Origin of the sequence: Bifidobacterium pongonis (genome assembly GCF_019331805.1) — a bacterium.
GTDB lineage: Bacteria > Actinomycetota > Actinomycetes > Actinomycetales > Bifidobacteriaceae > Bifidobacterium > Bifidobacterium pongonis.
Genome location: NZ_JAHBBE010000001.1, coordinates 175,795 through 200,986, shown reverse-complemented (window position 1 = coordinate 200,986; position 25,192 = coordinate 175,795). Strand labels below are relative to the sequence as shown.

Annotated in this window: 16 protein-coding genes; 8 read left to right on the top strand and 8 right to left on the bottom strand. The window is 62.5% G+C overall.

Going from position 1 to position 25,192, the window contains the following annotated elements; genetic code table 11:
• Window positions 1-189: 189 nt before the first annotated feature.
• Complete coding sequence (locus KIH75_RS00910) at window positions 190-6,744, top strand: Spy0128 family protein (protein WP_236027929.1); 6,555 nt, start codon at window positions 190-192, stop codon at window positions 6,742-6,744.
• Between the two features lie 264 nt (window positions 6,745-7,008).
• On the opposite strand, the gene KIH75_RS00905 is transcribed toward KIH75_RS00910, so the two are convergent.
• The 7 genes from KIH75_RS00905 to KIH75_RS00875 all read right to left on the bottom strand — a co-directional run bounded on the left by KIH75_RS00905 (window position 7,009) and on the right by KIH75_RS00875 (window position 16,598).
• A complete protein-coding gene (locus KIH75_RS00905; RefSeq protein WP_219054919.1) occupies window positions 7,009-8,430 on the bottom strand; it encodes an ATP-binding protein in 1,422 nt (473 codons plus the stop codon).
• Between the two features lie 183 nt (window positions 8,431-8,613).
• A complete protein-coding gene (locus KIH75_RS00900; protein WP_219054920.1) occupies window positions 8,614-9,414 on the bottom strand; it encodes a hypothetical protein in 801 nt (266 codons plus the stop codon).
• A complete protein-coding gene (locus KIH75_RS00895) occupies window positions 9,404-10,441 on the bottom strand; it encodes an NUDIX hydrolase (RefSeq protein WP_219054921.1) in 1,038 nt (345 codons plus the stop codon). The genes KIH75_RS00900 and KIH75_RS00895 overlap by 11 nt, the downstream gene beginning before the upstream one ends.
• A 150-nt stretch (window positions 10,442-10,591) precedes the next feature.
• On the bottom strand, window positions 10,592-12,829 hold the full coding sequence (locus tag KIH75_RS00890; RefSeq protein WP_219054922.1) for an RNA degradosome polyphosphate kinase: 2,238 nt from the start codon (window positions 12,827-12,829) through the stop codon (window positions 10,592-10,594).
• Between the two features lie 272 nt (window positions 12,830-13,101).
• Entirely contained in the window at window positions 13,102-14,355 is a 1,254-nt protein-coding gene (locus tag KIH75_RS10180) for a hypothetical protein (protein ID WP_219054923.1), read from the bottom strand.
• Window positions 14,356-14,470: 115 nt separating this feature from the next.
• Window positions 14,471-15,586 carry a TadA family conjugal transfer-associated ATPase gene (locus KIH75_RS00880; protein ID WP_219054924.1) on the bottom strand — a complete coding sequence of 372 codons (1,116 nt, stop codon included), beginning with the start codon at window positions 15,584-15,586 and terminating at the stop codon, window positions 14,471-14,473.
• A complete protein-coding gene (locus tag KIH75_RS00875) occupies window positions 15,573-16,598 on the bottom strand; it encodes a CpaE/TadZ family protein (protein ID WP_219054925.1) in 1,026 nt (341 codons plus the stop codon). The genes KIH75_RS00880 and KIH75_RS00875 overlap by 14 nt, the downstream gene beginning before the upstream one ends.
• 787 nt (window positions 16,599-17,385) lie before the next feature.
• On the opposite strand from KIH75_RS00875, the gene KIH75_RS00870 reads away from it, so the two are divergent.
• The 4 genes from KIH75_RS00870 to KIH75_RS00855 all read left to right on the top strand — a co-directional run bounded on the left by KIH75_RS00870 (window position 17,386) and on the right by KIH75_RS00855 (window position 19,817).
• A complete protein-coding gene (locus KIH75_RS00870; RefSeq protein WP_219054926.1) occupies window positions 17,386-17,670 on the top strand; it encodes a DUF4244 domain-containing protein in 285 nt (94 codons plus the stop codon).
• 103 nt (window positions 17,671-17,773) lie between these two features.
• The gene (locus KIH75_RS00865) at window positions 17,774-18,088 is read left to right on the top strand and encodes a TadE family type IV pilus minor pilin (protein ID WP_338024249.1); all 315 of its coding nucleotides are present in this window, start codon (window positions 17,774-17,776) and stop codon (window positions 18,086-18,088) included.
• Entirely contained in the window at window positions 18,085-18,639 is a 555-nt protein-coding gene (locus KIH75_RS00860; RefSeq protein WP_338024252.1) for an Rv3654c family TadE-like protein, read from the top strand. Before KIH75_RS00865 ends, KIH75_RS00860 begins: the two co-directional genes overlap by 4 nt.
• A gap of 32 nt (window positions 18,640-18,671) precedes the next feature.
• Window positions 18,672-19,817, top strand: coding sequence for a diacylglycerol/lipid kinase family protein (locus KIH75_RS00855; protein WP_219054929.1), 1,146 nt, complete (start codon window positions 18,672-18,674; stop codon window positions 19,815-19,817).
• Window positions 19,818-19,967: 150 nt separating this feature from the next.
• Here KIH75_RS00855 and KIH75_RS00850 read toward each other — a convergent pair whose 3' ends face one another.
• A complete protein-coding gene (locus KIH75_RS00850) occupies window positions 19,968-20,573 on the bottom strand; it encodes a TetR/AcrR family transcriptional regulator (protein WP_236027930.1) in 606 nt (201 codons plus the stop codon).
• 211 nt (window positions 20,574-20,784) lie between these two features.
• Here KIH75_RS00850 and dnaX point away from each other — a divergent pair, with 211 nt between their 5' ends.
• From dnaX to KIH75_RS00835, 3 genes are all read left to right on the top strand, one after another.
• Entirely contained in the window at window positions 20,785-23,625 is a 2,841-nt protein-coding gene (gene dnaX / locus KIH75_RS00845; RefSeq protein ID WP_219054930.1) for a DNA polymerase III subunit gamma/tau, read from the top strand.
• Between the two features lie 3 nt (window positions 23,626-23,628).
• Window positions 23,629-24,231, top strand: coding sequence for a recombination mediator RecR (gene recR / locus KIH75_RS00840; RefSeq protein ID WP_219054931.1), 603 nt, complete (start codon window positions 23,629-23,631; stop codon window positions 24,229-24,231).
• Window positions 24,232-24,420: 189 nt separating this feature from the next.
• Entirely contained in the window at window positions 24,421-25,185 is a 765-nt protein-coding gene (locus KIH75_RS00835) for an aspartate kinase (RefSeq protein ID WP_219054932.1), read from the top strand.
• Window positions 25,186-25,192: the final 7 nt, after the last annotated feature.

The window sequence follows — 25,192 nt, the reverse complement described above, 5'->3', positions numbered from 1 at the left end:
GCGCGGCAGGCCTTGATATGACTTGGTTTGCCGCATGTTCGGCGTGAGAACGATGGCATGGTTCGGGGGATGTTTTCCCTTGTGCTATTCTGCTGTTGTCGATTCGACGGCCCGTCAATTTCCATTCCGAGAAATGGGTCGTCGCGTATTCCCGTGTCTGATGGAACGTTGCAGCATGTCGAAAGGATCATGATGTTCCCCTGGCGTCCGGTTCGGAACCATCGTCACGCGAAGGGAACCGGCACGGTAGGTAAGGCGGGCGCACGCCCGATCGCCGTCATTGTCGCATTGGCGACGATGATGTGCTCCCTGATTACACCGGCGACCTCCGCGAACGCCGCGGATAGCGGCACCTCCGATCCGTACGTGCAACACATCGTTGCAAACGATGTCAATCCGTCGTCGGTGTCCACCGATTTGTTCGATTATTGGATAACCACGCAGAACGCCAACGACAACACCGACGTCTCCGATCAGGAGAACGCCGGCATCAATAAGGATCATCCGCTCAAATTCACCTACAACGGTTTCGGCGACAGCGACGGCAGCTACATCAACAAATGGACCGGCGATCCGACCTACGTCAGAACCATATCCAACACAAGCAAAGAGACATACAAAGTCAATTACGGCGGCCCGTGGAGCGATTCCTGGAAGACATACTGGAAGAGCGACTATCCCGATTGGACCAAGACGCTCGGCATCGTCAACCGGACACTGACGGACGGATACCCGACGCTCGCCAAAAACAATAAGTCCGGCAAATGGCGCAGCAACGGCGGGACACCCACCACCAAAGGCGACGAATCCCTGGCCTACCTGTTCGACCCGAGAAACACCGAATCCGCGGACTACAAGAAGGCATACCGGGACGTCAACGGTCTGCTGCAGCTGGAAAACGGCTACTACGTCTACGATTCCCAGAAGAACTTCGCCTCGCTCAACACCGCGACCAACAAGATCACGTTGTACGACACCTCTGCGGTGACGACGACAAGCGGCGGACATGACCAGCAGAGCGGCCAGTTCTTCCCCTTCAACACCGCCGATCAGGTGTTCAGAGTCAACACCACCAGCGGCACGCTCAGCTCGAAGGTGAATTCGCGATCCACGCTTTCGGACGGCGTCAGCAGCCTCAACCACTATTTCGGCATGCATTCGCAGGCCTACTTCATCCAGCCGAACGGCGGCACGGTGAACGACGAGCCAATGACCTTCGATTTCTCCGGCGACGACGATGTGTGGGTGTTCATCGACGGCGTGCTCGTGGGCGACGTCAGTGGCCTGCACGACCGACTGCAGTTGAGCATCGACTTCCAATCCGGCAAGGTCACGGTGTCGAACGGCGCCAACTACCCTTCGTGGATCCTTGAACAGTACAAGGACTACGTATTCGACTCGACCACCACGACCATCAGGCAGGCCTTCGCCGACGCCTACGGCGAGGATTCCGAGGAATACCAGAAATTCGAATTCTCCGGTGACACCTTCGCAGACGGCACCTCGCACACCCTGGACTTCTTCTACCTGGAACGCGGCGGCGGCAACTCGAACCTGAAACTCAAATTCAACCTCGCCACGCTTCCCGACAACAACCTGGTGAAAGTGGATCAGCAGGGCAATCGCGTGCCCGGAGCCAGATTCAGGCTGTACGCGGCCAAAAGCGACTACAGTTACACCGACAGCGATCTGCTGAGCGAAGGTGTGACCGACGAGAACGGTTCGTACGTGTTCAAGGACCTCGACACGGACACCCCGCTCAACTTTTCCTCGCTCGCCCGCGACGGCGACGGCGTGACGCATTACGTACTCAAGGAAGTCAGCGCCCCACCAGGGTACCGTGTCTCCGCCGACGTGCGATTGCGCTACCAGGAAGGCGCCACGGGCAACGGCCTGCTGCTGTGCAACGAGGAGCAAGGCAAATGGGATAGCGGCGCATGGTCGGTGCCGCGCGAAACCCTGACGGTGAACAGCGGCAGCACGGTCTACAAGGCGACCAGATACCAGGACGAGACGCCGATCGACCTCGACAAGGGCGGTCGCGCCTTCGCGGTCATCCTGCAACGCGACAAGACGGAAAACGGCACTCCCGCGACCGACTCATGGTATGCGGTGTCCGGCAGCGCGCTCAAAGGTTGGGAACTCTCCAAGGAGAGCGTGGATACCCTCAGCCAGGTGGCCGACCTCGCCAAATCGGATGCGGCCGGCACTACCAGCTACTTCCACTTCTTCACCAAGAATTCGGAGGGCAAATACTCCGCTTCGATCGACAACCTGCCCGGCGACATCTTCACGTACTACAACATGGTGAAACCGGATGAACGGTACAACGCGCTGCACACCGTGGCCGTGTATTACACGACCGCGGACCGCACGGAAGACATGAACGGCGATAACACCGTGCGTCTCGCCTCGGTGGCCGGTTCGAAATACGGCGACCAGTTCATCCGCCAGCACGGTGTGCAGATCGCCGTCACCGACGTGCGCAACGCGCCGATCGTGCAGAAAGTCGACGAGGACGGCAATCCCGTTGAAGGCGCGACCTTCGGCATCTACGCGGAAAGTCAGACGGACAAGGCGCAGGACGGTACCGTGACGCTCAAATCGGACGCGGAACCCATGCAGACCTGCACGACGAAGGACACGGACTACCCGTTCCCCATGGACGGTTCGTGCATGTTCGGCATGAAAGCCAACGGTGTGACGTTCGACAACGGCACGTACTACATCAAGGAGATGAAAGCCCCGGCCGGCTACGAGACCAACGGCACGCTGGCCAAAGTGCTCATCACCGACGACGGCATCTACGCCGACGCGGGCACGGAGGATGACGGCATATCCACGGTGACGCACGTCGGCACGCTGAACCAGTCGCTGTACCAGTTCGCCTCGAACCGTGACGTCAACCGCACGCTGTCGGATCTCATCGTGACGCAGAAACGCTGCGAAACCGAGCAGTGCGTGACCGATCGCAAGTGGGAGACCACCAGCAAATCCGTCAAGGTCACCTGGAAGCTCAAGCAGGATAAGGAAGGCAAGAGCGTCGGCGGCTACTGGCTGGCCGACGAAAGCAACATGACCGACAACGGTTTCGCCAACACCACCGGTTGGACATGGCTCGGCGTGAAACAGAACCTTGACGACGATCTGGGCGGTATGGGCGTGAAATTCTCGCTCAAGGATTCCGATTTGGCGCACCTGTTCACCGGCGCGACCATCGTGCGCGTGACCGACAAGCGCAAGCCCAGCCTCACGATCACCAAGAAGGCGAGCGTCGCGGAAGGGTACGAAGGGCCGACAAAAACTGTGGACGGCAAAACCGTGTCCGCGCTCGACGACCAGCAGTTCCCCTTCAAGGTCGTGCTGAAGGGTGCCGATGAGAACGCCTTGAAGCAGGACGGCACAACCTTCTACTATCACGGTTCCATCACCGGTGGAAGCGACGGTACGACGAGAAGCGTGGTCATGAAGCTTGACGGCATCGCGGCCAGCGGCACCGGTGCGCAAGGCGAACTCAAGCTGTGCACCGCCACAGTCACCAGCGAATCCACTGCTACCGACGAGGAACGCTGCGCGACCACTGCGACCATCACGTTGCGGAACAATGAGACGTTGAGCATCGCCAACATCACGGACGGCGTCTCCTATGCGGTCAGCGAGCCGACCGATGCCAGAGATGCGCCCGTGCCCGAAGGATTCAAACAGATCGGCGCGACCGGCGACACCGGCACGATCACACGCGCCGGCGGCACCCAAAAAGCGGTGTTCTCCAACCAGTACGGCGGCATGACGACCGACCTGCAGGCCAGCGACTTCATCACCGTGCGCAAAACCGTGAGCGGCACCGCATGGAACGACGATTTTGCGTTCCGCTTCCATCTGGAAAGCGACAACGATGCGCCCATGCCCGGCTGCGACGGCATCACCGATACTGCGGTCTGCTCGACCGGCACGGATAGCGCGACCGGCGACGCCGTCATGGACAAGGTGCTGAACTCGACCACCGGGCAGAGCGTGACGGGTACGGCTGCCAGCCGTGACATGACCTTCGGCACGATCACCTACAGCAAGCCGGGAACCTACACCTACCGGCTCACCGAATACACGCCGACCGCCGCGGACAAGAGCCTGTACCAGCAGTATTTCAGCTATTCCAATGCGGTCTACGAGGTCGCCGTGACCGTCGCAGTGCAGGACGGCAAGCTTGTGGTCACCGGGGTCAGCGTCAAACAGACGCGCAACGACGCCGGTTTCGCCGCGAATGGCACCGCCGTGGACGCGAAGGGCAATCCTGCGGAATTCACGAACACGTTCAGCACCGATCCGCGGTACGTGAGCTTCAAAACGCATAAAACCTACACGGAGAACGGCTACGCCTACCAGGCTGGCATGTTCGCCTCCACGCTCAAGCCCGTGGCGAGTGCGCAGACGGCCAATGTGACGTTGGGCGATACAGTGAGTATGGCGGGTGTGCTCGCTGCAACCGGCAGCGTGACATGCGGTTCGGATGCCGCATCCACGTCCTGTGCGCCGATGCCCCAGCAGAGCGGCGGTACGTCGCTGACTTCGGTGGACGCCGCATTCGACGCGAACTACGCCGGTACGTTCCCGAGCATCGCCTTCGAGGCAGGGAATGCGAACAAAACGTATTTCTATGCGATTTCCGAGAAACGGCATACGGCCGCCGACAGTTCCAGTCAGGGCGACAACGATCCGGTGAAGTACGATTCCACCGTGTACGTGGCCGCGGTGACGGTGAGCACGCGAACCGATACGGGCGCTACAGCGGGCGCTACGACGGGCACGACGGTAGTGGACGCCGACGTGACGTATTACAAGGCCGATTGCGCCGATTTGTCCGAGTTGCCGACGGCGACCCTGACCAAGGTGACGGCTTCCGATAACGGCACGCCGTTGAACTTCACGAACTCGTATACGGCGGATTCGGTGACGGCACAGCCGCAGGTGCGCAAGACGCTGACCGGCCACGACTGGTCCAGGTTCTCGTTCGATTTCACGCTGTCGGCCGCGGATGATGCGACCCGTCAGGCCATTGCGGACGGCGACGTGGACTGCACGGACACTGCTGAGGGCTGCCTGGCGGACGGCAAGTCGATGGAGGCGAAGGTCACGGACGGCACCACCGGTTCGGCGGCCGGCACGTCGATCACGAAGGCCTTCGACACATTGCGATTCAACCGTGCCGGAACGTATACGTTCACCATCGCGGAAACCAAAGGCGATCTGGGCTACATCGACTACGACACGCATCGGGCCACCGTCACCTTCACGGTCAGCGATTTGGATGCGAACGGCAAGCATTGCGGCGAACTGCAGGTCACCACGGTGTACGACAATGCGCGGGCGACCACGGAGAGCGACCGGAACGCCACCGATGCGGCGGCGTTCACCAACGGTTATCAGGCGCGTCTGGCATACACCGGTTTCGACGTGCAGAAAATGCTGTTGAACAAGAACGCAGGCACCACACGCAATCTTCGCGCCGGCGAATTCACCTTCACCATCGAAGGCGCCGATGACGAATCGAAACAGCGTATTTCGGGCGGCAGTCTCGTCAAGGACCGTGAATTCAGCAATGCGGCCACCACCAATGCCACGGAATCGAAGGGCCAAGGCCCCGAGAACCAAGGCAAGGCGACCGATCTCATGGTCGGCAAGCTCGCCGGTTCCATCGATACGGACGGCACCGAACATGGTCTGGTGTTCAACCAGACCGACGCAGGCAAAACATACCGGTTCATCATCAAGGAGCTGCCGCGGCACACCATCGACGGTTCGACGAATACGACGCCCGACGATGTGTCCGACAATCCCATCCCCAGCGGTGATAATAAGGGCGATGTGCGCATCGACAACGTCTGGTTCAAACAGACGCAGTACATGGCCGAAGTCACTGTGTATGACAACGGTGACGGCACCATGTACACCGTGACGAAGGCGTTGAAGAAGGATGGCAATGACGCGAAGTTCCGCGACTACACCCAAGGCAGTCCGACCGCGACCGCGGGCGTCGTCGACGGCGAAACGAAAACCGACCGACTGACGGGTTGGGTGTTCGGCTTCGCCAACACCTACGAAGTGCTGTCCCCGGCCTCCATCAAGGCTTCGTCGCCGCTGTACAAGCAGCTCATCGGGCGGCAGTGGAATGCAAGCACGACGTTCACGTTCACGGCCAGGAGGTGCAACTACAGTACGGAGACTTCCGCGAACACGCTGAACTTCACCATCGACGGCGGCACGATCGGCTGCACCGCGAACGCCACGACGCTCGCGGTGCTGCCCGTCCCATCCTCGGATGAGGTTTCGGTGCGCGGCGGATCGACGTTGGTGGACGGCATCTACGGCGTGGTGACGTTCGGATCGTTCACCTTCTCGAAAACCGGCACCTACGTGTACGAGGTGAGGGAGAAGACCGTCGACATCGCGGACATCATCTACGATTCGCGCGTGCGGTACGTGCGATTCGTGGTGACCGAAGACCAGGAGAAGGGCGTGCTGTCGGTGCGTGCCAGCACGCCGGGGTATAAGACCTTCGACGGTGCGGCGTTCGTCAACAGGGTGGCCGTGCAGGAACTGCCGTTCACCGGCGGAACGACCATGCGCGGCATACTGCTGGGCGGATTGGCATTGGCGGCGGTGTCGCTGATCTCCTACGGCGCGTACCGGCATTACGCCGAGGCTGCGCGTCGGCGCGGGTATGAGGTGGGCAGAAGCCGAAAGTAGAGGCGGTTTGCCCGGTTCGGCTTGCGGGTTCGGCTTGCCCGGCTCGGCTTGCGGAAACAAAACGGCGGTTCCTTCCATGTGGAGTGAACCGCCGTTTGACGTGTAATGCGCCGAACCATGAAAGCGCCTGTCGGCGCAAAGGCCGCTCGCAGCGGCAAAAAATGGAGCCCGGGGCTTAAGCACGGCCCGACGCAGATAACAGTATACGCTATTCGAGCTTGCCGCAGCGCCACAGCGCGGCACCATGCTGGAAGTCCTTCGCAGTCACGCGTATTGCTCGCGGAACAGGTCGTTCGCCGACTTGACCATGAGGTCGGATTCGCCGCGTTCCCGGGCGGTGCGTGCCAGCTCGTCGGTTTTGAGGAACAAGGCGAACCGGTGCTCCTCATAGCCGGGAATGAGCTTCGCCCTGCCATGCAGCGTGGCGATGGTTTCGGCCACATTCACATCATTGCGCCATTTGCACTCGCCCAAAAGGATGCGCCCCGCTTTCGGATCAGCAGCGATGACATCGATATCGGCCTGAGCTTTGGCCGCCGGGTCGGCGCCCCACCAGTGGCCGAAATTGGTGGCCAGGAAGGGGAGTTCGGCTTTTGAATTGGTGCGATGCAGCCACTGCAGGCAGACGTCTTCGAAACGCTGCCCCACGTAAGTGTCCAGCGCGGGGCCGAACACCGTCGCCTTGGCTACGAGTTCCCCGTCGCCGTTCTCTATGGAAAGCAGATTGGGGCTGACGAAGCGGTACCAGAAGGCGAAGAACGGATCGCGTATCTTCCACAGACCCTTGCGCGAGCGTGCGGGGTCCGCACCGAAAGGAATCTGACGTTCCACTAATCCGAGATCGGTGAGTACCGCGAGGTATTTGCCGATGGACGAAGGGGCGATGCCTGCCTTGTCCGCTATGGCATTCTGCTTGGTTTCGCCTTGCCCCACCGCGTCCATGACCGAGTTGTAGGTGGCAGGATCCCGCAGCTCTTGGCGCATGAGCATGGCGGGCTCCTCATAGAGCAGGCCGCTGGTGTTGAACATCAGGTCGATGACATTGCGTTCGTAGCCGAGTTCCGGCCTGATCTGCGCGAGATAGTACGGGGTTCCGCCGAAGGTGGCGTAATAGCGGATCGCGTCCTCGGCCGGCACCTGGCCGAGCATGGCGCGGGCGTCGAAGGCATCGAAGGGGGCGAGGCGCATCTGGCCGGTACGGCGCCCATATAACGGGCTTTTATACCCCAGAACCTCGCTTTCCATGAATCCCTCATTGCTGCCGCACAGAATGATCATGAGGTTGAGGTTCTTGAGCCTGTGATCGATGACGATCTGCAGCGAGGAAGGGAGTGAACGTTCGCTCATGGCGGCGTAGGGGAATTCGTCGAATACGAAGAGGAACCGTTTTGGCTCCTGCGCCGCGCGATCGGCGAGGAAGTCCAGCGCGTCTTGCCAAGAAGCGAGCGTCGGCATGGAATCGGGCAAACCGAAGAAGGCGTACATGGTGCGGCAGAAATCGCGGAGGTTGTTCGCCGAGGTCTGCTGGCGCGCCGTGAAATACAGTGTGCGTTTGCCCTCGGCGAATTCGTCGATCAGTGTGGTCTTGCCCACGCGGCGGCGTCCCAGCATCACCATCATCTGGAACGAATCGCGTTTCCACATGCGTTCCAACGATTGCAGTTCACGGGTCCTGCCTACGAACATGCCCCGAGCCTCCCTATTAATAAGATACTCTTCGGTAAGATACTCATGAGTATCTTACCGAAGAGTATCTTAGGTAGCCAAATTGGATGCGAAGCGGCCTTCCGGCGGTTACGGTGCGATGAGCGGTGACGGGTTGTGATGGGTTGTGATGAGCCGCGATGAACGGATTACGCGGTGCGTACGCTATTCGAGCTTGCCGCAGCGCCACAGCGCGGCGCCATGCTGGAAGTCCTTCGCCGTCACGCTCAGATTGCCCGCGGTGTGCAGCAGACGGGCCGCCTTCGTGCGGATCTGCTTCTCCGATTCCGGGTGCATTTGCGCGGCCTTGGCCGTCATATACTTCGATTCGATACGCAAGCCGAGCACCACCACTTCGACGAACGCGGCGGCACGATCCAACGCCATGGCGAAGTCACCGGTGAACGCGCCGGACAGAATCGAATCCGCGGTGCGTGCGATGGCATCCTCGGTCGGTGCCTGATCTACGCCGGCGATGGCGGAAGCGCTGGTCGCGACGGGTTCGCCCACGCGCCACAGGCGTGCGATACCGTCGCGGTGCGTGCGCATCCACGTGCGTAGCAGATACAGTCGCCACAGGATGCCGGGCAGTGAATCCGGTTCGGCCTTGCTCCACAGTTCGGCGATCTCGTCGACGCCGACGGTTTCCACCAGCGTGAGCACGCGACGCACCACTTCGGGGTCTTCGCTGTGGCGCACACGGTCGAGCAGGGCTGCTGCGGACAGGTGACTGATTTCGCTGATATCCTGCGGATCCATGCCGCCGGCGATGTTCTCCGCCACGGCGGGACTCAACTGCGCCGGACGGGCCGGGCGCAACGCACCGAGCTGCGTGGGGGAGAAGCTTGTGCCGGATGTGCGCAGGGATGCGAATCCTACGCCGTTCGCGCCGTAACGCGAGGCGCGTGCGGCCGCTGCGGCCGCGGAGGAATTCGAGGAGCTAGGGTTTGCAGGTCTAGTAGACAAGCGGTACCACCTTTTGCAGATCGATGATGGTGAGGGTGCCGTCGCGGTTCGGGACGGCGAATACGGCCAATGCCGTGCCAGTGGGCATGTAGGGGGATTTGGCGATAAGCCGTTTGGCGAGCGAGCGCGAGGCGCACAGGCCGCGCATATGATCGAACATGCCGCCGATGACCGGGCGGTGCATGCAGATGGCGGTCGGCGTGCCAGTGCGGGCGGCGTTCAGCATTTCACCGTAGAAGCAATCCCAAGCAGCCTTGGGGTTTTCGGCGAACGCATCCTCGGTGAGCTGGGGCAGATGGATGATCTTCTGCTTCGTCTGCCAGGAGAACATGTCCATGGTTTCCAGGCAGCGCGTCCACGGCGATGAGGTGAGACGCTTGGGATTGAAGCAGGCCAGCTCGTAGCTGAGCGCGAACGCGCAGGCGGCGCCGTGCGGCGTAATCGGGCGGTGCGCCTCCTCGCCCCTCCACGCCTTGCGGGCTTCGGCCTTGCCATGGCGGACCACCAGGAACGGTACGGCCCGGTCGGCACCTTCGGCGATGCGGTTCATGAACACCGCGAGCAGATCCTTATCGGTGGAATGGGTGAGCTTCTTGCGGGCCTCGGAGGGGGTGAGCCACAGCACCGAATTGATTTCGCCCACGTCGGCGCGATGCACGGGGCCGAGCGCCGCCGCACGGTCGCGATCCTCCTCCACGCTGATCGGCGTGGCCATCCAGAACATCACATGCTTGAGCACGGACGCGGAACTGTTCGACTTGCGGTGCTTCTTGCCCTCGTCGCTCAACGGGTATGCGACATCGTCCAAATATGGTCCGAGCACCACCGGCATGCCGGTTTCCTCGCCGATCTCGCGCACTGCGGCATGCCTGTGCGATTCGTTGGCGTCGAGCTTGCCTTTCGGCCAACTCCAGTCGTCGTACTTGGGGCGGTGCACCAGGCACACCTCGATTTCGCCGGGTTCGCCGTTTTCGCCTGCGCGTCTGCGGTATACGATGCCGCCGGCGGCCTCAACAATTCGTCTCATGATCTTGCCTTCTGTTCATGATTCCATGATTCGGGAATGGCCTGCGTCAGCGCCGTCCGATTCAGCTGTTCGGTAACAAGGGAAGAGCCCGGTCTCCCGGGCTCTTCCCTACGCATGGCGCTGTTTCACAACCATTGCAGCGGCTGCCGGTCAGTTATGGGTGGCCGGGCGGCGCAGATGCTGCTTGATCAGGTACTCCTGGCTGTCGATCAACGGGCGTCCTTCCTCATCCTTGGAATGATGCACGTACGAGCCGTCGGCCTGCATATGCCAGCTGATCGTCGAATCGGCCATCTGCATGTCGATGTACTTGATGAGCTCGTTGATCTGTTCCGGCGCGGTGATGCGGACCAGTGCCTCCACACGACGGTCGAGGTTGCGGTGCATCAGATCGGCGGAACCAATCCACACTTCCGGGCCGGACAGCGGGCCTTCGCCGATCTGCGGGCCGTCGGCGTTGCAGAACGCGTAGATGCGGCTGTGCTCGAGGAAACGGCCGAGGATCGAACGGACGCGGATATTGTCGCTCAATCCCGGAACCTCCGGCTTGAGCGAGCAGATGCCACGTTCGACGATGTCGATTTTCACTCCCGCCTGGCTTGCACGGTACAGGGCGTCGATGGTCTTCTCATCCACCACCGAATTGACCTTGATCTTGATCCACGCTTCCTTGCCGGCGCGTGCGGCATCCTCCTCGCGGCGGATGCGCTGGATCAGGCCGGTGCGGATGGTACGCGGCGCGACCAGCAGACGGTGGAAGCTGGACTTCGGCGCGTAGCCGCTCAGCTGGTTGAATAGGCGGGTCATATCCTGGCCGACGACCGGATCGCAGGTCAGCAGGCCGAGATCGGTGTACAGGCGTGCGGTCTTCGGATTGTAGTTGCCGGTTCCCACATGGCAGTAGCGGCGCAGGCCGTCCTGCTCCTGACGGACCACTTCGATGAGCTTGCAGTGCGTCTTCAGACCGACGATGCCGTACACCACGTGCACGCCGGCGCGTTCGAGCTTGCGAGCCCAGTTGATGTTGGCGTCCTCGTCGAAACGAGCCTTGATTTCCACCAGCGCCAGCACCTGCTTGCCGGCATGGGCGGCATCGATCAGGGCGTCGATGATCGGCGAATTGGAGCTGGTACGGTACAGCGTCTGCTTGATGGCCAGCACCTTCGGATCGGCGGCGGCCTGCGACAGGAACGCCTGCACGGAGGTGGAGAAGGAATCGTACGGGTGGTGCAGCAGGATGTCGCGCTCGCGGATGGCGGCGAAAATGTCCTGCGCACGGCTGGATTCGACTTCGGCGATCTGACGGTTCGTGGTGGGGATGAACGGGCGGTTCTTCAGATCGGGGCGGTCGATGCCGCCGAGTTCGAACAGTACGGTCATATCCAGCGGAGCCGGCAGACGGTAGACTTCGTCGACGCTCACGCGCAGCTGATCGGCGAGCAGCTGGGAGAGGAACGGGCTGGTCTCGTCGGAGATCTCCAGGCGGATCGGCGGTCCGAAACGACGACGCAGCAGCTCCTTCTCCATGGCGTTGAGCAGGTTCTCGGCATCGTCCTCTTCGACGTCGATGTCCTCGTTACGGGTGACGCGGAAGGAACGGGCCTCCTTGATGATCATGCCCGGGAACAGCGATTCGAGATGGGCGATGATGAGGTTCTCCATGGTGATGAAGCCGTAACGCTCCTCGCTGGATTCCTCGTCGGTCATGTCGTCCACGGGGACCAGACGGTTCAGGTTGTCCGGAATCTTCACACGGGCGAAGTGGGACTTGCCGCTGGTCGGGTTCTCCACCAGGACGGCGAGGTTCAGCGAACCGCCGGAAATGTAAGGGAACGGGTGGGCGGGGTCGACCGCGAGCGGGGTGAGTACGGGGAACACCTGCTGGCGGTAGTAGCGGGAGAGACGCTCCTGCTCTTCGGTGGTGAGCTTGTCCCAGCTCAGCAGCACCACATGCTCTTTGGCAAGCGCGGGCAGGATGTGGTTGATCACATAGTGCGCGTGCTCGTCCTGCAGGGCGTGCGCCTGATCGCTGATCGCGCGCAGCTGCTGGCGGGGGCTCAGGCCGGAGGCGGAGGGGACCGCGATGCCGGAATCGATGCGGCGCTTGAGGCCTGCCACGCGAACCATGAAGAACTCATCGAGGTTGTTGGCGAAGATCGCTGCGAAATTCGTGCGTTCCAGCAGCGGCTGATCCTCGTCCTCGGCAAGCTCCAGGACTCGCTTGTTGAACTTCAGCCAGCTCAATTCGCGGTCGAAGAAACGGTCGGGAGGCAGCGGTGCCTCGCCTTCCAGAGTCTCTCGTCTGTCGTTTTTGTTCGTTTCGGCGATGTGCTCTGCAATTTGACTACGCAGAATCGCCTTTGAGGGTGCGTCAAAAATCTGTGCCATGTGTTTCATCGTAGGCTTTCCAAGGGCTATACGTCCAGTTTGGTCCCACAAAATTCAAAAGGGGTTTACATTTTCGATATCCAACGGCTAGACGCGGAGTGTCTAACGGCGTTGGCGTGGTCGGTATGACTGGATGATGCGGTGACGGATGTGAAGTCGATGCGGGCGGACGGGGCGCTGGCGGACTCCTTTACGGGATTTCTGCGGGTTGTTCCGCAGGGGCCTTCGGCGGTGTCCCCATGATCGCGTCCGGGGCGTGCGCCATGTGGTGCTTATGCGGCGAATGATGCGATGGCGGGGATGATGCCGATGAGGATGAACGACGGCAGGAAGCACAGTCCGGTCGGAGCGAGCAGCTGGACGGCGAGGCGGGCGGCGGCCTGTTCGATGGCGCTGCGTTCGGCGCTTTCGCATTCCTCCGCCGCGAGCCTCAACCGTTCCATGGGCGATGAGCCATGAATCCACGCATCCTCCAGGCAGTCGGCGATCAGCATGGCGTGGCGTTCGAGATCGTCGACGTCGCCGCGCTCGACGTTCTTGCCGCAGTTCTTGTCGATTCTGCTGATTTTGCCGATTCTGCCGTTATCGTTTTTACCGTCATCATCGCCAGCACAGCCAATCGCCTCGTCGCCGCAGGCCTCGTCATCGTTCCCATCGACGGCACCGCACGCCCCCACCCACGCCTCACGCCACGTCGACCGTCGCAACAGCGCGGTTCCAGCCTCGCGCAGCACGATCGCAAGCCGCCCATCCACGGCCTGACCCACGGCATCGAGCGCCATCGGTATCGGTGCACCCTGCGAAAGCGCGGTCGCGATCATTCCCAGCAGCAACGGCAACGGCGGCCCTGTCTGACCGTGGGCGGCGAATCGCGCGAACAGCTGCCGTATCCACAACATGCCGATCGCATACCAGGCCAGTCCGATGAACAGGCAGACGGCTCCTTTCGCGGAGCCGAACAGGAACGCCAAAGGGTGCGCTCCCATGAACTCCCCAAGTCCCACCGTCGCCACCGGCAGGGCGCTCAGCAGGGCGATGGTCGCCTTGGGTGCGGCGAACGCCTCCTTGCGAAGATCGCGTGCCCTGCGTTCGCGCCGGTACGAGTCGGCCACGGTTTGCAGACATCGTGAAGCGCCGCATCCGAGACGCTCGCTCAACCGGCATGCCGATGCCAGCTGCCCCGCAATGCGAACGATATCCTCCTCGGTCTCATCCACGGCGGCATGGCGACGCAAGGTCGCAGCCGCGCGTGCGGGTGTGATCGCCGGTGTGGCGAAATCCATGCCGTACTGTTCGCGGAACGCGTCACGGATGCTTCCGCCGCTTGCCGTCCGGGCGATGATCGCGGCGATGACCGAAGCGATGCCCGTGGCGGTGCGCGTGCTTCCATTGGCCGCAGCGGAAGGGATGCGCGATGGCCGGGCGCGTTCGATCCGCGCCAGCAGCGCTCGCGGCAGAAGGCATGCCATTATCGCGCATATCACTGCGATGATCGATGCGATATGCGGGGTGTACAGGGCGGGCATGATGGCTCCTTTCCGTTGTGGTTCCGTATGTTGTGGTTCCGTACGTTGTGGTTCCGTCTGTTGCAGCTCCGTCATTCGCGCCACGATGTTCCGGTGCTCGTGGTGTTTCCGCTGTTCATGGGTTTCCGGCGTTGCCGGTATTCCCCGGCGCTGCCCAACGTTCGACGAACCCTTGCCAATGCGGTGAGAGGAACGGCCTCCCATAGCCGTCCCAAACGGCCAGCGTGACACCGGAAATGCCATTTGCGGGAATACCGCCCGAAGCAATACCGCTTAAGCCGTTTGCATTGCCGGGGCCGATTGGAGGGCCATTTCCCGAAGTATTGCCGCCCGGTCCACGCAGCAGACCCAGCTGCGCGATATGCCGTCGCCCTCCGGAACGGTCGAGATGCATCACCACGTCGAACGCGCCCTCGGTCAGCATGGCGACTGCGCCCGGATTCAGACCGGCAAGCATACCCAACGAGACGAGACGGGCCGGAATACGCTCCACGCCATCGGCATGCAGGGTCGTCATACCGCCACGATGCCCGGAATTGTAAGCACGCAGCAGGTCGGCGATCTCCTCGCCACGGCACTCGCCCAACACGATCCTGTCCGGGCGCATACGCAGCGTCGCCTTGACCAGATCCGGCAAACCGACCGCTCCGGCACCCTCCACGTTCGCCTCCCTGGTGGCGAGCGCCACATGGTTGGGCGGCGCGATGCCGTCAAGCTCGCGCACCTCCTCCACGGTGACGATGCGCTCGCGGGCATCGACCTCGTTCAGGAGCGCTTTCATCAGTGTGGTTTTGCCGCTGCCGGTGCCGCCGGTGATGAGTATGGTGGCACGGTTGCGTACCAGACCGTGCAGCAGGCCGATCCAGGGTTCGGGGAACATGCCCGTGCGGCACAGTCCGTCGAGGGTGGGTGCGGAGCGTGAGGGGAAGCGGATTGACACCGAGGCTCCTTGCGGGACGAGCGGTGCGATGACGGCGTGCACGCGCACGCCCCGTTCGTCCGACGCGTCGGCGATGGGGCGTGCGTCGTCGAGTCTACGGCCGAGTTGGGCGCAGAGGCGTACGGCGTATTCGCGGACGACGCTCGGCGACCGCAAAGGGAAGTGGGGGTGATGTTCCTCCATCCCGTTGCCGCGATCCACCCATACGCGCCCGTCGCAGGTGATCGTCATGTCGGTGATGGTGGGGTCGGCGGCGACGTTTTCAAGAGGGCCGAGTTCAAGGCAGACCATGATGACGTTCCTTTCCGTTGCGCCGGGCGCGTGCGGGTACGTTTTCCGGTTCCCGTTCGTCCAGCAGCTGACCGGTCAGCGCCTGTATGGCGGCGCGGTTGCTTTTCGGTACGGCGGCGATGCCGAGCCCGTCCAGGATGTCGGCGCAGAGTCGGGGAGCGTTGCGCAGCGGTCCGAGCACGTCGTCGCCGAGGTAGGCGATCGCTTCGGTTGTGGCGATCGTTGATGCGGCCAGACGTTTCGGTACGCCGCGCGGTTCCACGAGGATGATGATCGGTTCGTTCGGTGGCTTGCCGTTTCCCGCGCGTTCCCGTTGCATGTGGCGAAGTCTCGCCAGATGCGCTTTGGCTCTGGCCAATCCGAGCACCGTCTGTTCGACGGCCACGATCTGCCGTGCCATCAGCAGTTCCGGCACGTTCTCCCAGGCGCCTCCATCGCCGATGTCGGCGAGTACCATGCGGTTCGCTTCGCACAAGGCCCGTATGGCGGCCTGCAACTCCCACCATTCCGGCGGTGATCCGCGCCATGACGTGCAGGCGAGCACGTTGATATCCTCCCAGTGCGGCAGTTCGCGGTTAAGCGCCTTGCCGTCGATCTGCCCCAAAGGGGCGTCGATATCCTGCAGGCTTAGCCCGGGCTCGTGCTCTATGCCGAGCAGGATGCCCAGTCCGCCGTTCGGTATGTCGGCGTCCAGCAGTGCGCATCCGATGCCTTGTTCGCTGAGGCTGAGCGCGCTTAATGCGGTGAGCGTGCTTAATCCGATACCGCCGCTGGGAGAGCTGAATACCGCCAGATTCGGGTAACTGGGCACGGCGAGGGCTCTGCCGGGGCCTTCGGAAGGCATACGTGAGGCGTATGCGGTGTGCGCGAAGGTTTGCGGGCGCACCACCGGGTGATTGGCCGGCGCGGGCATACCGGCGGCCGGTGGGGGAACGGGCAGCCGGTTCCTGCTGGGCGCCGTTTGCATGCGCGCCATGTTCGATGGCGAGGTGTTCAGTGATGTCATAGTCATGACCCGATTGAAAACCGGTTCCGGCGTCGTGCGCAACGTGGACGGGCGATGTGGTCGGAACCCCCCGTAACGGTCCGTACCACGGCGTGTTGCCCGCCATGCCGGGCGTCCGCGGTCATGTTGCGTTGCGTTCATTTTCTTCAGGCCGACACGCCGTCAATACCCCGTGAAGCGCACACAAAGGAACAGATGGGCCGAGGGAAGCGCACAATCCCGCTCAACCATGCGTGTTCCATCACTGTGTTCGAACCATTTGAGCAAGAAAGCGAACATGCCGGTCACGCGGGTTGCATCATCGCCTTGCCGCGTCTAAATTATGAGGTACAAGAACAACAGAACAGAGCAGAGCCCACAAAGAAGTAATGGTCATAAGGACTGGTACGTTGGACGGGCATTGGAAAGACTTACCGTTGCAACGATGATGTTGTGCAGAGATTCTGCTCTGAGTTGGACTTGGAAGGGAACCCGCTTCGGCGGGTTCCCTTTTTTCATGCCCATTTCCCGTTGTTCCAGGAATTGGGGAGCCGATGTTGCCCAATCTTCCGGTACGGGAATCGGCGTTTTCATCATCTTCCGCCTGCAAACCGGATCGGCGGTCGGCTTGGGTGGATCACGGCGGATCATGGCGAATCATGGATGGCATGTGGGGATATGGTGACAACGGGGGGTTCCGACCACAAAGGTCGTTCCGGCTTGAACATGCCCGTGGCCGCCGCCACAGTGGGATGACCGGCAATGTAGCCGGCGAAAACCACATCCACGACATACTCCACGGAAGGAGCGGATCATGCATACGGTGAATCCCCTTGATACGGGCGGGCGAAGGCTCGTCGGAATACGAGAACGGGCAGTGCGGGTGTATGAGGAAGCGTACGGGAACCTCTGCCTGCTGGATGCCAGACTGCGCACACGCGGCATCGAAGCCGAGGAAGGAGCGGCGACGGCCGAATACGCGGTCGTCCTGGTTGCGGCCACCGGTTTCGCGGCGCTGCTGGTCGCCATCATGAAATCGGAAACCGTGCGGAAAATGCTGCTGGACATCGTCAAACAGGCGTTGAGCATGGGAGGCTGAGATGATTGGGACGCCCATAATATGCCGCGCTCGCCGCCCGCCAGGCAAGGCTGGCGGCTTGGTTTCGCTGGCTCGGCTGGCATGCCGTTGCGAACGTGGCGCGGTGACCGCCGAATTCGCCACCGTGCTGCCGGCCGTGATGGTGGTGGCGTTGCTGCTGCTGTCGTTGGTTCGGTTGGTCGGGGTGTCCATCGGTTGCCAGGATGCCGCATCGGCTGCGGTGCGCGCAGCCATCGCGAGCGGCGACGAGACGGACCCCGCATCCGCGGCGCGCGCGGTGGTGGGGAAGGGCGTTTCGGTGGACGTCAGCATGGCGGAGCGGCGGGTGACGGTCGTCGCCCGCTGTCCGGTGATTCCCGACCCCCAAGGGGTGCTGCCGACCGTGGTCGAAGGTAAAGCCGTGGGAGTGCTGTCATGAGAGTGCATGATCTGCTGCGCCCATTGCGCTCATGGGGGCTGTTGCGGTCAACGTGCTTAATGCGGTTGGTCCGGTTGGTGCATCGACACTTCCGCCGGCTGTTTCACGGTATGTTTCACGGCTGCTCGCAACGAAGGCCCCGGCAAGGTTTCCCTAAGTGTTTCCTTGATTTCGCCCGGATACCGCGCGTTGGATTGCAAGGTGCGGAGAACGGCTCCGGGACCGTGGCCGGGGCGGCGCTGATCCTGATGGCTTCAGCGCTGCTGACGGTTGCGGCCGGAGCCGGGCACGGCGTCATCCGCCACGCCCAGGCAAGATCGACCGCCGACCTTGCCGCGCTTTCCGCGGCGATCGCCTGGCGGAACGCGCGGGAGGAACCGTGCGATGTTGCGGTAGCCGTGGCGAACGCCAACGGTGCAAGCCTGATTTCCTGCCATACGGAAGGCGAATACGCGGGCGATGTGCTCGTCAACGTCGCGGTAGGCACGGGCCTGCCGGTCATGCCACGCATCACCGTTTCCGCGCGTGCGGGGCCCACGGCATGCCATTGACTGTCTCAACCGGGTATGCGTATCGTGTGGATATGAATGAGCACAGGAATCATGCGGTCGTCGCGGTGATTGGCAATCCCGTATCGAACAACGGCAAGGGCGCGAAGGTGGACAAGCGGGTGATGGACCTGCTCGTCTCCCGAGGCGAGGTGCATGGGTTCGAAGTGGTGGACCTGACCGGTGGCACCCTTGAGGAATCGCTTGGCAATCTGGAAGGCGCGAAGGGAACCTACGATTACCTGATCGTGGTCGGCGGCGACGGCATGGTCAGCCTCGGCGTCAACGCCGTCGCGGGCAGTGGCGTTCCGCTGGGCATCGTGGGCGTCGGCTCGGGCAATGATTTCGCCCGCGGGCTCGAATTGCCGGTGAACCGTATCGAAACCGCGGTGGAAGGCATTGTCGGAGCCATCGTCTGCGGTTCGCATATGGACATCGATATGGGCCATGTCGCAACGTTGGGAGACGCAACGTTGGAAGACGCAACGTTGGACGGTGCCGCGTCGGAAGGCGCTGTGACGGGCGAAGCCGCGCAGAGTGAACCCGAGAAGATCGATCGTCGTTTCGCCGGCATGCTGTCCTGCGGCATCGACGCGAGCATCAACGATCGTGCCAACCATTCGAACCTCCCCGGCGGGTCGTTCCGCTACTTCGTCGCCGTACTGACGGAACTGATGCATATGAAACGCTACGGGTACCACGTCGTGATCACCGACGAGCATGGCGACGTCGAGGAGCGCGACATCGTGACCCCGCTGCTCACCGTGGCCAATTCCAGGCATATCGGCGGCGGCATCGAACTGTCCCCGTACTCGTCGTTCGGGGACGGTCTGCTCGACATGGTGTGGATGGAACGTGTGCCGAACCTGCGGGAAATCGCGAAGGCCTTGCGTCACGCCTACGACGGCAAGGTGCTGGCCTGTGATTTTCTGGCTTGGCGGCGTGTGCGAAGCGTCAGCATCACCCGTGCGGAGGAAGGTGACGAGCCGCCCGTGCTGATGGCGGACGGCGAATGCATGGGACGGTTGCCGGTGCATGTCGAAGCGGTCGGCCATGCCCTGCGGGTGCTGGTGCCGCCGGCCGTCGTCGACTGGCATCGTCGGGAGCGCGGCGAGGAACAGCTGTTACGTGCCATCGAGCGTGACGGACGCGACCCGACTACCGGGCGCTTCCTGCGGTAGCGCCGGTAACGCAGGAAACTCCGCGTGACGCGGGCGCGAGGATACTGCGCAGGCACAGCGAACCGAGTCAGGTGAACCGAGTCGGATGAGCCAAGCTAGGTGAGCCGAGCCGGATGATCCGGGCAGAACGCCGGGCACGACGAACCAGGCTCAGTCGAAACGCACGTAGTCGTTCAGATGCAAGGTCTGCGCGATAAGCCGTTTGATCGTGGCATTGGACACGTCGGGATGCGAGCGGATAAGCGAAATCACCCCGGAAACCAGCATGACGAACGTTTCGTGCACGCAGACGATCGGCATATCGTGGCGTTCCTCGAAATCACGCGCCGTAGTCTGTTGCAGCAGGTCGGCGATACGATCGGTGACCCGGTCGAGGAACCGGATGTACAGTGCGGCGTTGCCGTCCTGAACAAGACGGTCCGAGAATGGGCTTTCGTCCACAATGAGTCTGCGGGTGAGCGCGACGAAATCGTTCAACGCTCCGTCGATATCGCCATCCTCACGGCTGTCGTTCCACTCTTCCATCTGGGAGAGGATGCTCCCGACCACATCGTCGAGAACGGCATCGGCCACTTCGTCCTTATCGGCAAAGTAGTGGTAGAACAAGGATCGCGTCATGTGCGCCCGGTTCGCGATGTCGCTGACGGTGACCTTGGAGAAACCCTTCTCCGCGCAGATGTCACGCGCCGCGCGCACGATGGTCGCACGTCGCACGTCGCCCTTCCCATTGGGCATCGGGGTTTTGCCGGAACTCATAGGTTCCAGTGTACGGGATACCGCCGGTGGCGGTGCTGGGTCGTGCCGCCGTGCCGCCGTGCCGATGGTGTCGATGTGCGGAAATCAGTAAGGTGGGTATGCGTGAGGTTCGCATGCTTCGCCGGGGCATGAAGGTGCCGGGACGGGAATGCAGTAAGGTGGCGGTGCGCACGCGATGCGCGCTGGCTAGTACCGGAAGGTGTTGAGAAATATGGCGTTGGCTCTTTATCGTCGTTATCGCCCGGATACGTTCGAAGGCGTTATTGGACAGGAGCAGGTCACCGTGCCGCTGATGCGGGCGTTGGACGAAGGCAAGCTGACGCATGCCTACCTGTTCTCCGGGCCGCGTGGATGCGGCAAGACCAGCTCCGCGCGAATCCTCGCCCGCTGCGTCAACTGCGCGAAGGGCCCGACCTCACACCCGTGCGGCGAATGCGAATCCTGCAAGGATCTCGCGACCGGCGGCCCCGGTTCCATCGACGTGGTCGAAATCGACGCGGCCTCGCACAACGGCGTGGACGATGCGCGAGAACTGCGCGAACGCGCCGGATTCGCCCCGGCCCGCGACCGCTACAAGATCTTCATCCTCGACGAGGCGCATATGGTCACCCCGCAGGGCTTCAACGCGCTGCTGAAAATCGTCGAGGAACCGCCGGAACATGTGATGTTCATCTTCGCCACCACCGAACCCGACAAGGTGATCGGCACCATTCGCTCGCGTACCCACCATTACCCGTTCCGTCTCGTGCCGCAGGAGGTTATGGGACCGTATCTCGAACAGATCTGCGAGAAGGAGCACATCAAGCCCGAACCCGGCGTGCTCAGGCTGGCCATGCGCGCGGGCGGCGGTTCCATGCGCGACACCCTGTCCGTGCTCGATCAGCTGATGATCGGATCCGTCGACGGCGTCATCACGCATGACGCTTCCGTGGCGCTGCTCGGTTTCACGCCCGAGGCGCTGATCGGTCAGGGCATCGACGCGGTGATCGACGGCAACGGCGAAGCGTTGTACGACGTGGTGCAGAAGGTCGTGGTGGGCGGTTTCGACCCGCGTCGCTTCGTTGAAGACCTGCTGGCCCGTGTGCGTGACCTCATGGTGCTCACCTTGGCGGGCGATCGTGCGGAAAGCGTGCTGTCCGATTCCGCCGAAGGCGAGGATCTTTCCGAACTGCGCCGTCAGGCCGAAGCGCTCGGCCTGAACGCCCTCACGGTGATGGCCGATACGATGAACTCCACGTTGGCCAATATGACGGGTGCCATTTCGCCGCGTATGAGGCTGGAACTGCTGGCCGCGCGTCTGCTCGCCGAGCGCGAGAACGGCTGGGTCGGTCATGCAGCCTCCGCCGGTGCGCCTACCGTCGCGCAGCCGGCAGGTGCCTCCGCAGGTGCCTCCGGCGCCGCGCAACATGCCACTCCCGCAGGAGGGCATTCCGGCTTCGCCGGCGCATCGCGCAACATGAAAACGTCCTCTTCCGCGTCCGCGCACGGCGGTTTCGCCGGTGCCTCGCGCAACCAGGAACACAACCAAGGGAACAGTCAGGGGAACGGTCAGGAACAAGCTTCGAGCGCGAACGCCGCCCAGGCAAAGCCCGCATCACCGCAGCTCGACGCATCCGGTTTCGCAGTCACTTCGAATACGGCGAATCCCGCTGCTTCCACGCCGCAGACGCAGGCCGAAACCACCCAACAGGCGCCTGCAGCCCCGCAAACCGCAAGCCCGGCTGATGACGGTCGTACCCCGGACGAGAAGTGGGATGTGCTCGTGCGCGATCTTCCGCAGGATGTGCGCAAATACGTGTCCCGCGACAAAGTGGTGCGCATCAAGTACGCGCCGCAGCCGAGCACCGGGAAGATGCGCCTGTGGCTGAAATTCGACAAGGCACTGAGCAAATACGCCTTCGCCCTGGGCGTTGCGAAGGAAACGGTCGACGGCACCACCAAGGTCGTCGACATCGTGCGTGCCGAAGTACGCAAGGCATTCGGCGAACACACCGAAATCGCCCCCACCAAGCTCACGGATGACGGCGTGCGAGCGCCCGCGTTCAAACAGCTGCCCGCGGAAGAACAGCAACGCATCAAGACCCAGCTGCTGCAGGAGAACCTGAAATCCGCCACGGCGAACACCTCACAATGGGGGGAGAGCGCCGGGGAGTCGGCGTCCCGCGAACGTTCCGACGCTTCCGAGGCGTCGGGAGCGCAAGGGGAAGCGGCCGACGATGCCGACGCGCACCGATCGCTTGACGGATTCGCCCCGGAAAGACCGGTGAGCCTGCGGCAGGATTCAACTTCCGCCGCCAACGAGACGGTGGACGGTTGGGCCGTTCCCCAGACCGCCGATTCGGCGCAATCCGAGTCATCCGCCGCAGCGGCTCCGGCACGCCAGGCCGCGCAGGAAGCGGAAGCGGACGATGACCCGTGGGCGGTGCCGCCGCAGCCGCATGGTCAGGCATCCGGCCAAGTCGTTCCCCAGCAGGAAAACGCGGAAAACAGCCAGCCTGAGGAACACCGCAAGCATGTCGCGGTGCCGGATTTGAGCGATGGCATCGACCCGTGGGCCACCCCGGCTACGCCTCCCGCCGCCCAAGCTGCCCAGACCACTCAGGCCGCCCAAGCTGCTTCCGCAGCGAACACCGGCGCACAGCATCAGCCAAGCCAGTCCAACCAGCCGAATCAGGCCAACCAGTCCGGCAGGTCGAACCAGCAGAGCGCACCCTCCGCCGCCGACCCGTCCGACGATCCATGGCAGATGGCGGGCGCGCCGATTCCGCCGCCGGCCGAACCCATGCCGGAGCCGGAACCGGGCCCGGAACCGATGGCACCCGCCGAGCCCGACCCGTGGGCGATGGCGGCGGCCACTCCGCCCACGCAGCCGCAGGTCGCGGCCGACGAGGACGAATATTCGATGAGCGACGAGTCATTGGGCGCGGCCACGGCCATGAGCACCGATGACATCAAACGCCTGTTCGAAGTCAAAAAGGTCGAGGAATTCGCGGCCGACGACCCACGGAACCCGCGCAACGCGCATCAGACAACGAAGCATACGGAGGAGTGACGCATGGCATTGGCCTACGATGGTGCGATCCAACGGTTGATCGACGCGTTTTCCAAACTGCCCGGCATCGGGCCGAAAGGCGCCCAGCGCATCGCCTTCTACATCCTCGGCAGCGACGAACGTGAGGCGGCCGATCTGGCCGACGCCATCGCCGAAGTCAAGGCGAAGGTGAAATTCTGCGAAGTATGCGGCAACGTGTGCGAACAATCGCCGTGCCCGGTCTGTTCCGACCCGCGCCGCGACCGCAGCATGATCTGCGTGGTCGAGGAGCCCAAGGATGTGATGAGCATCGAACGTACCCGCGAATACCACGGCCTGTACCACGTGCTCGGCGGCGCCATCAACCCCATGGCGAACGTCGGCCCGAGCGACCTGAATATCGCGAAACTGCTGGAACGACTGGGGGACGGCGAAGTCAAGGAGGTGATTCTCGCACTCGACCCGAATATCGAAGGCGAAGCCACCACCAGCTATCTGAGCCGTCTGCTCAGCCAGGTCGGATTGAAGGTGACGCGACTGGCCAGCGGTCTGCCGGTGGGCAGCGATCTCGAATACGCCGACGAGATCACGCTCGGACGAGCGCTGTCCGGCAGGCGCGAAGCCTGAGCGTAAGTCCCGGGCGCGAAGTCCTAAGTCCGACCCCCGATCCGGCATCTGTGTGCTCGGACTCACCCTGTCACACCGTCCCAAATCGTGAGCGGAGAGAATAACGGTAATATGCGTCTCCATATAATCGTCACACTTGCGTACTATGAGACGCAGGTTTGAAATTTTCGGATAGAGGATAGGACAACTGTGGCTCTCATCGTGCAGAAATACGGCGGCTCCTCCGTGGCCGACGCCGAATCCATCAAGCGCGTCGCCCGCCGTGTTGTGGAGACGAAAAAGAAGGGCAATTCCGTCGCCGTGGTCGTTTCGGCCATGGGTGATACGACCGATGACCTTATCGAGCAGGCCCTCAGCATCGATTCCAACCCGCCTGAGCGCGAGATGGACATGCTGATGACCGCCGGCGAGCGCATCTCCATGAGCCTGCTCGCCATGGCCATCCACGCCGAAGGTGCGAGCGCACATTCCTTCACCGGTCAGCAGGCCGGCTTCTTCACCGATGCACGATACGGTGCCGCGCACATCAAGTCCGTGAAGCCCGATCGCGTCAAGCATGCGCTCGACGAAGGCGATGTGGCTATCGTGGCCGGTTTCCAGGGCATCAATGCCAATGGTGACGCCACCACGCTCGGTCGCGGCGGTTCCGATACTTCCGCTGTCGCGCTGGCCGTCGCCCTCGACGCCGACATGTGCGAGATCTACACCGATGTGGATGGCGTGTTCACCGCCGATCCGCGCATCGTCCCCACCGCCAAGCGCATTCCGTGCATCGACTACGAGTCGATTCTCGAAATGGCCGCATGCGGTTCGAAGGTGCTTGCGCTGCGCTGCGTCGAATACGCCCAGCGTTTCAACATGCCGCTGCATGTGCGTTCGTCCTTCTCCCACAGGCCGGGCACGCTGGTCGTGCCGAACGGTGTGGACCCGCGCACGCTGCCGAACCTCGACTAGTCAACGA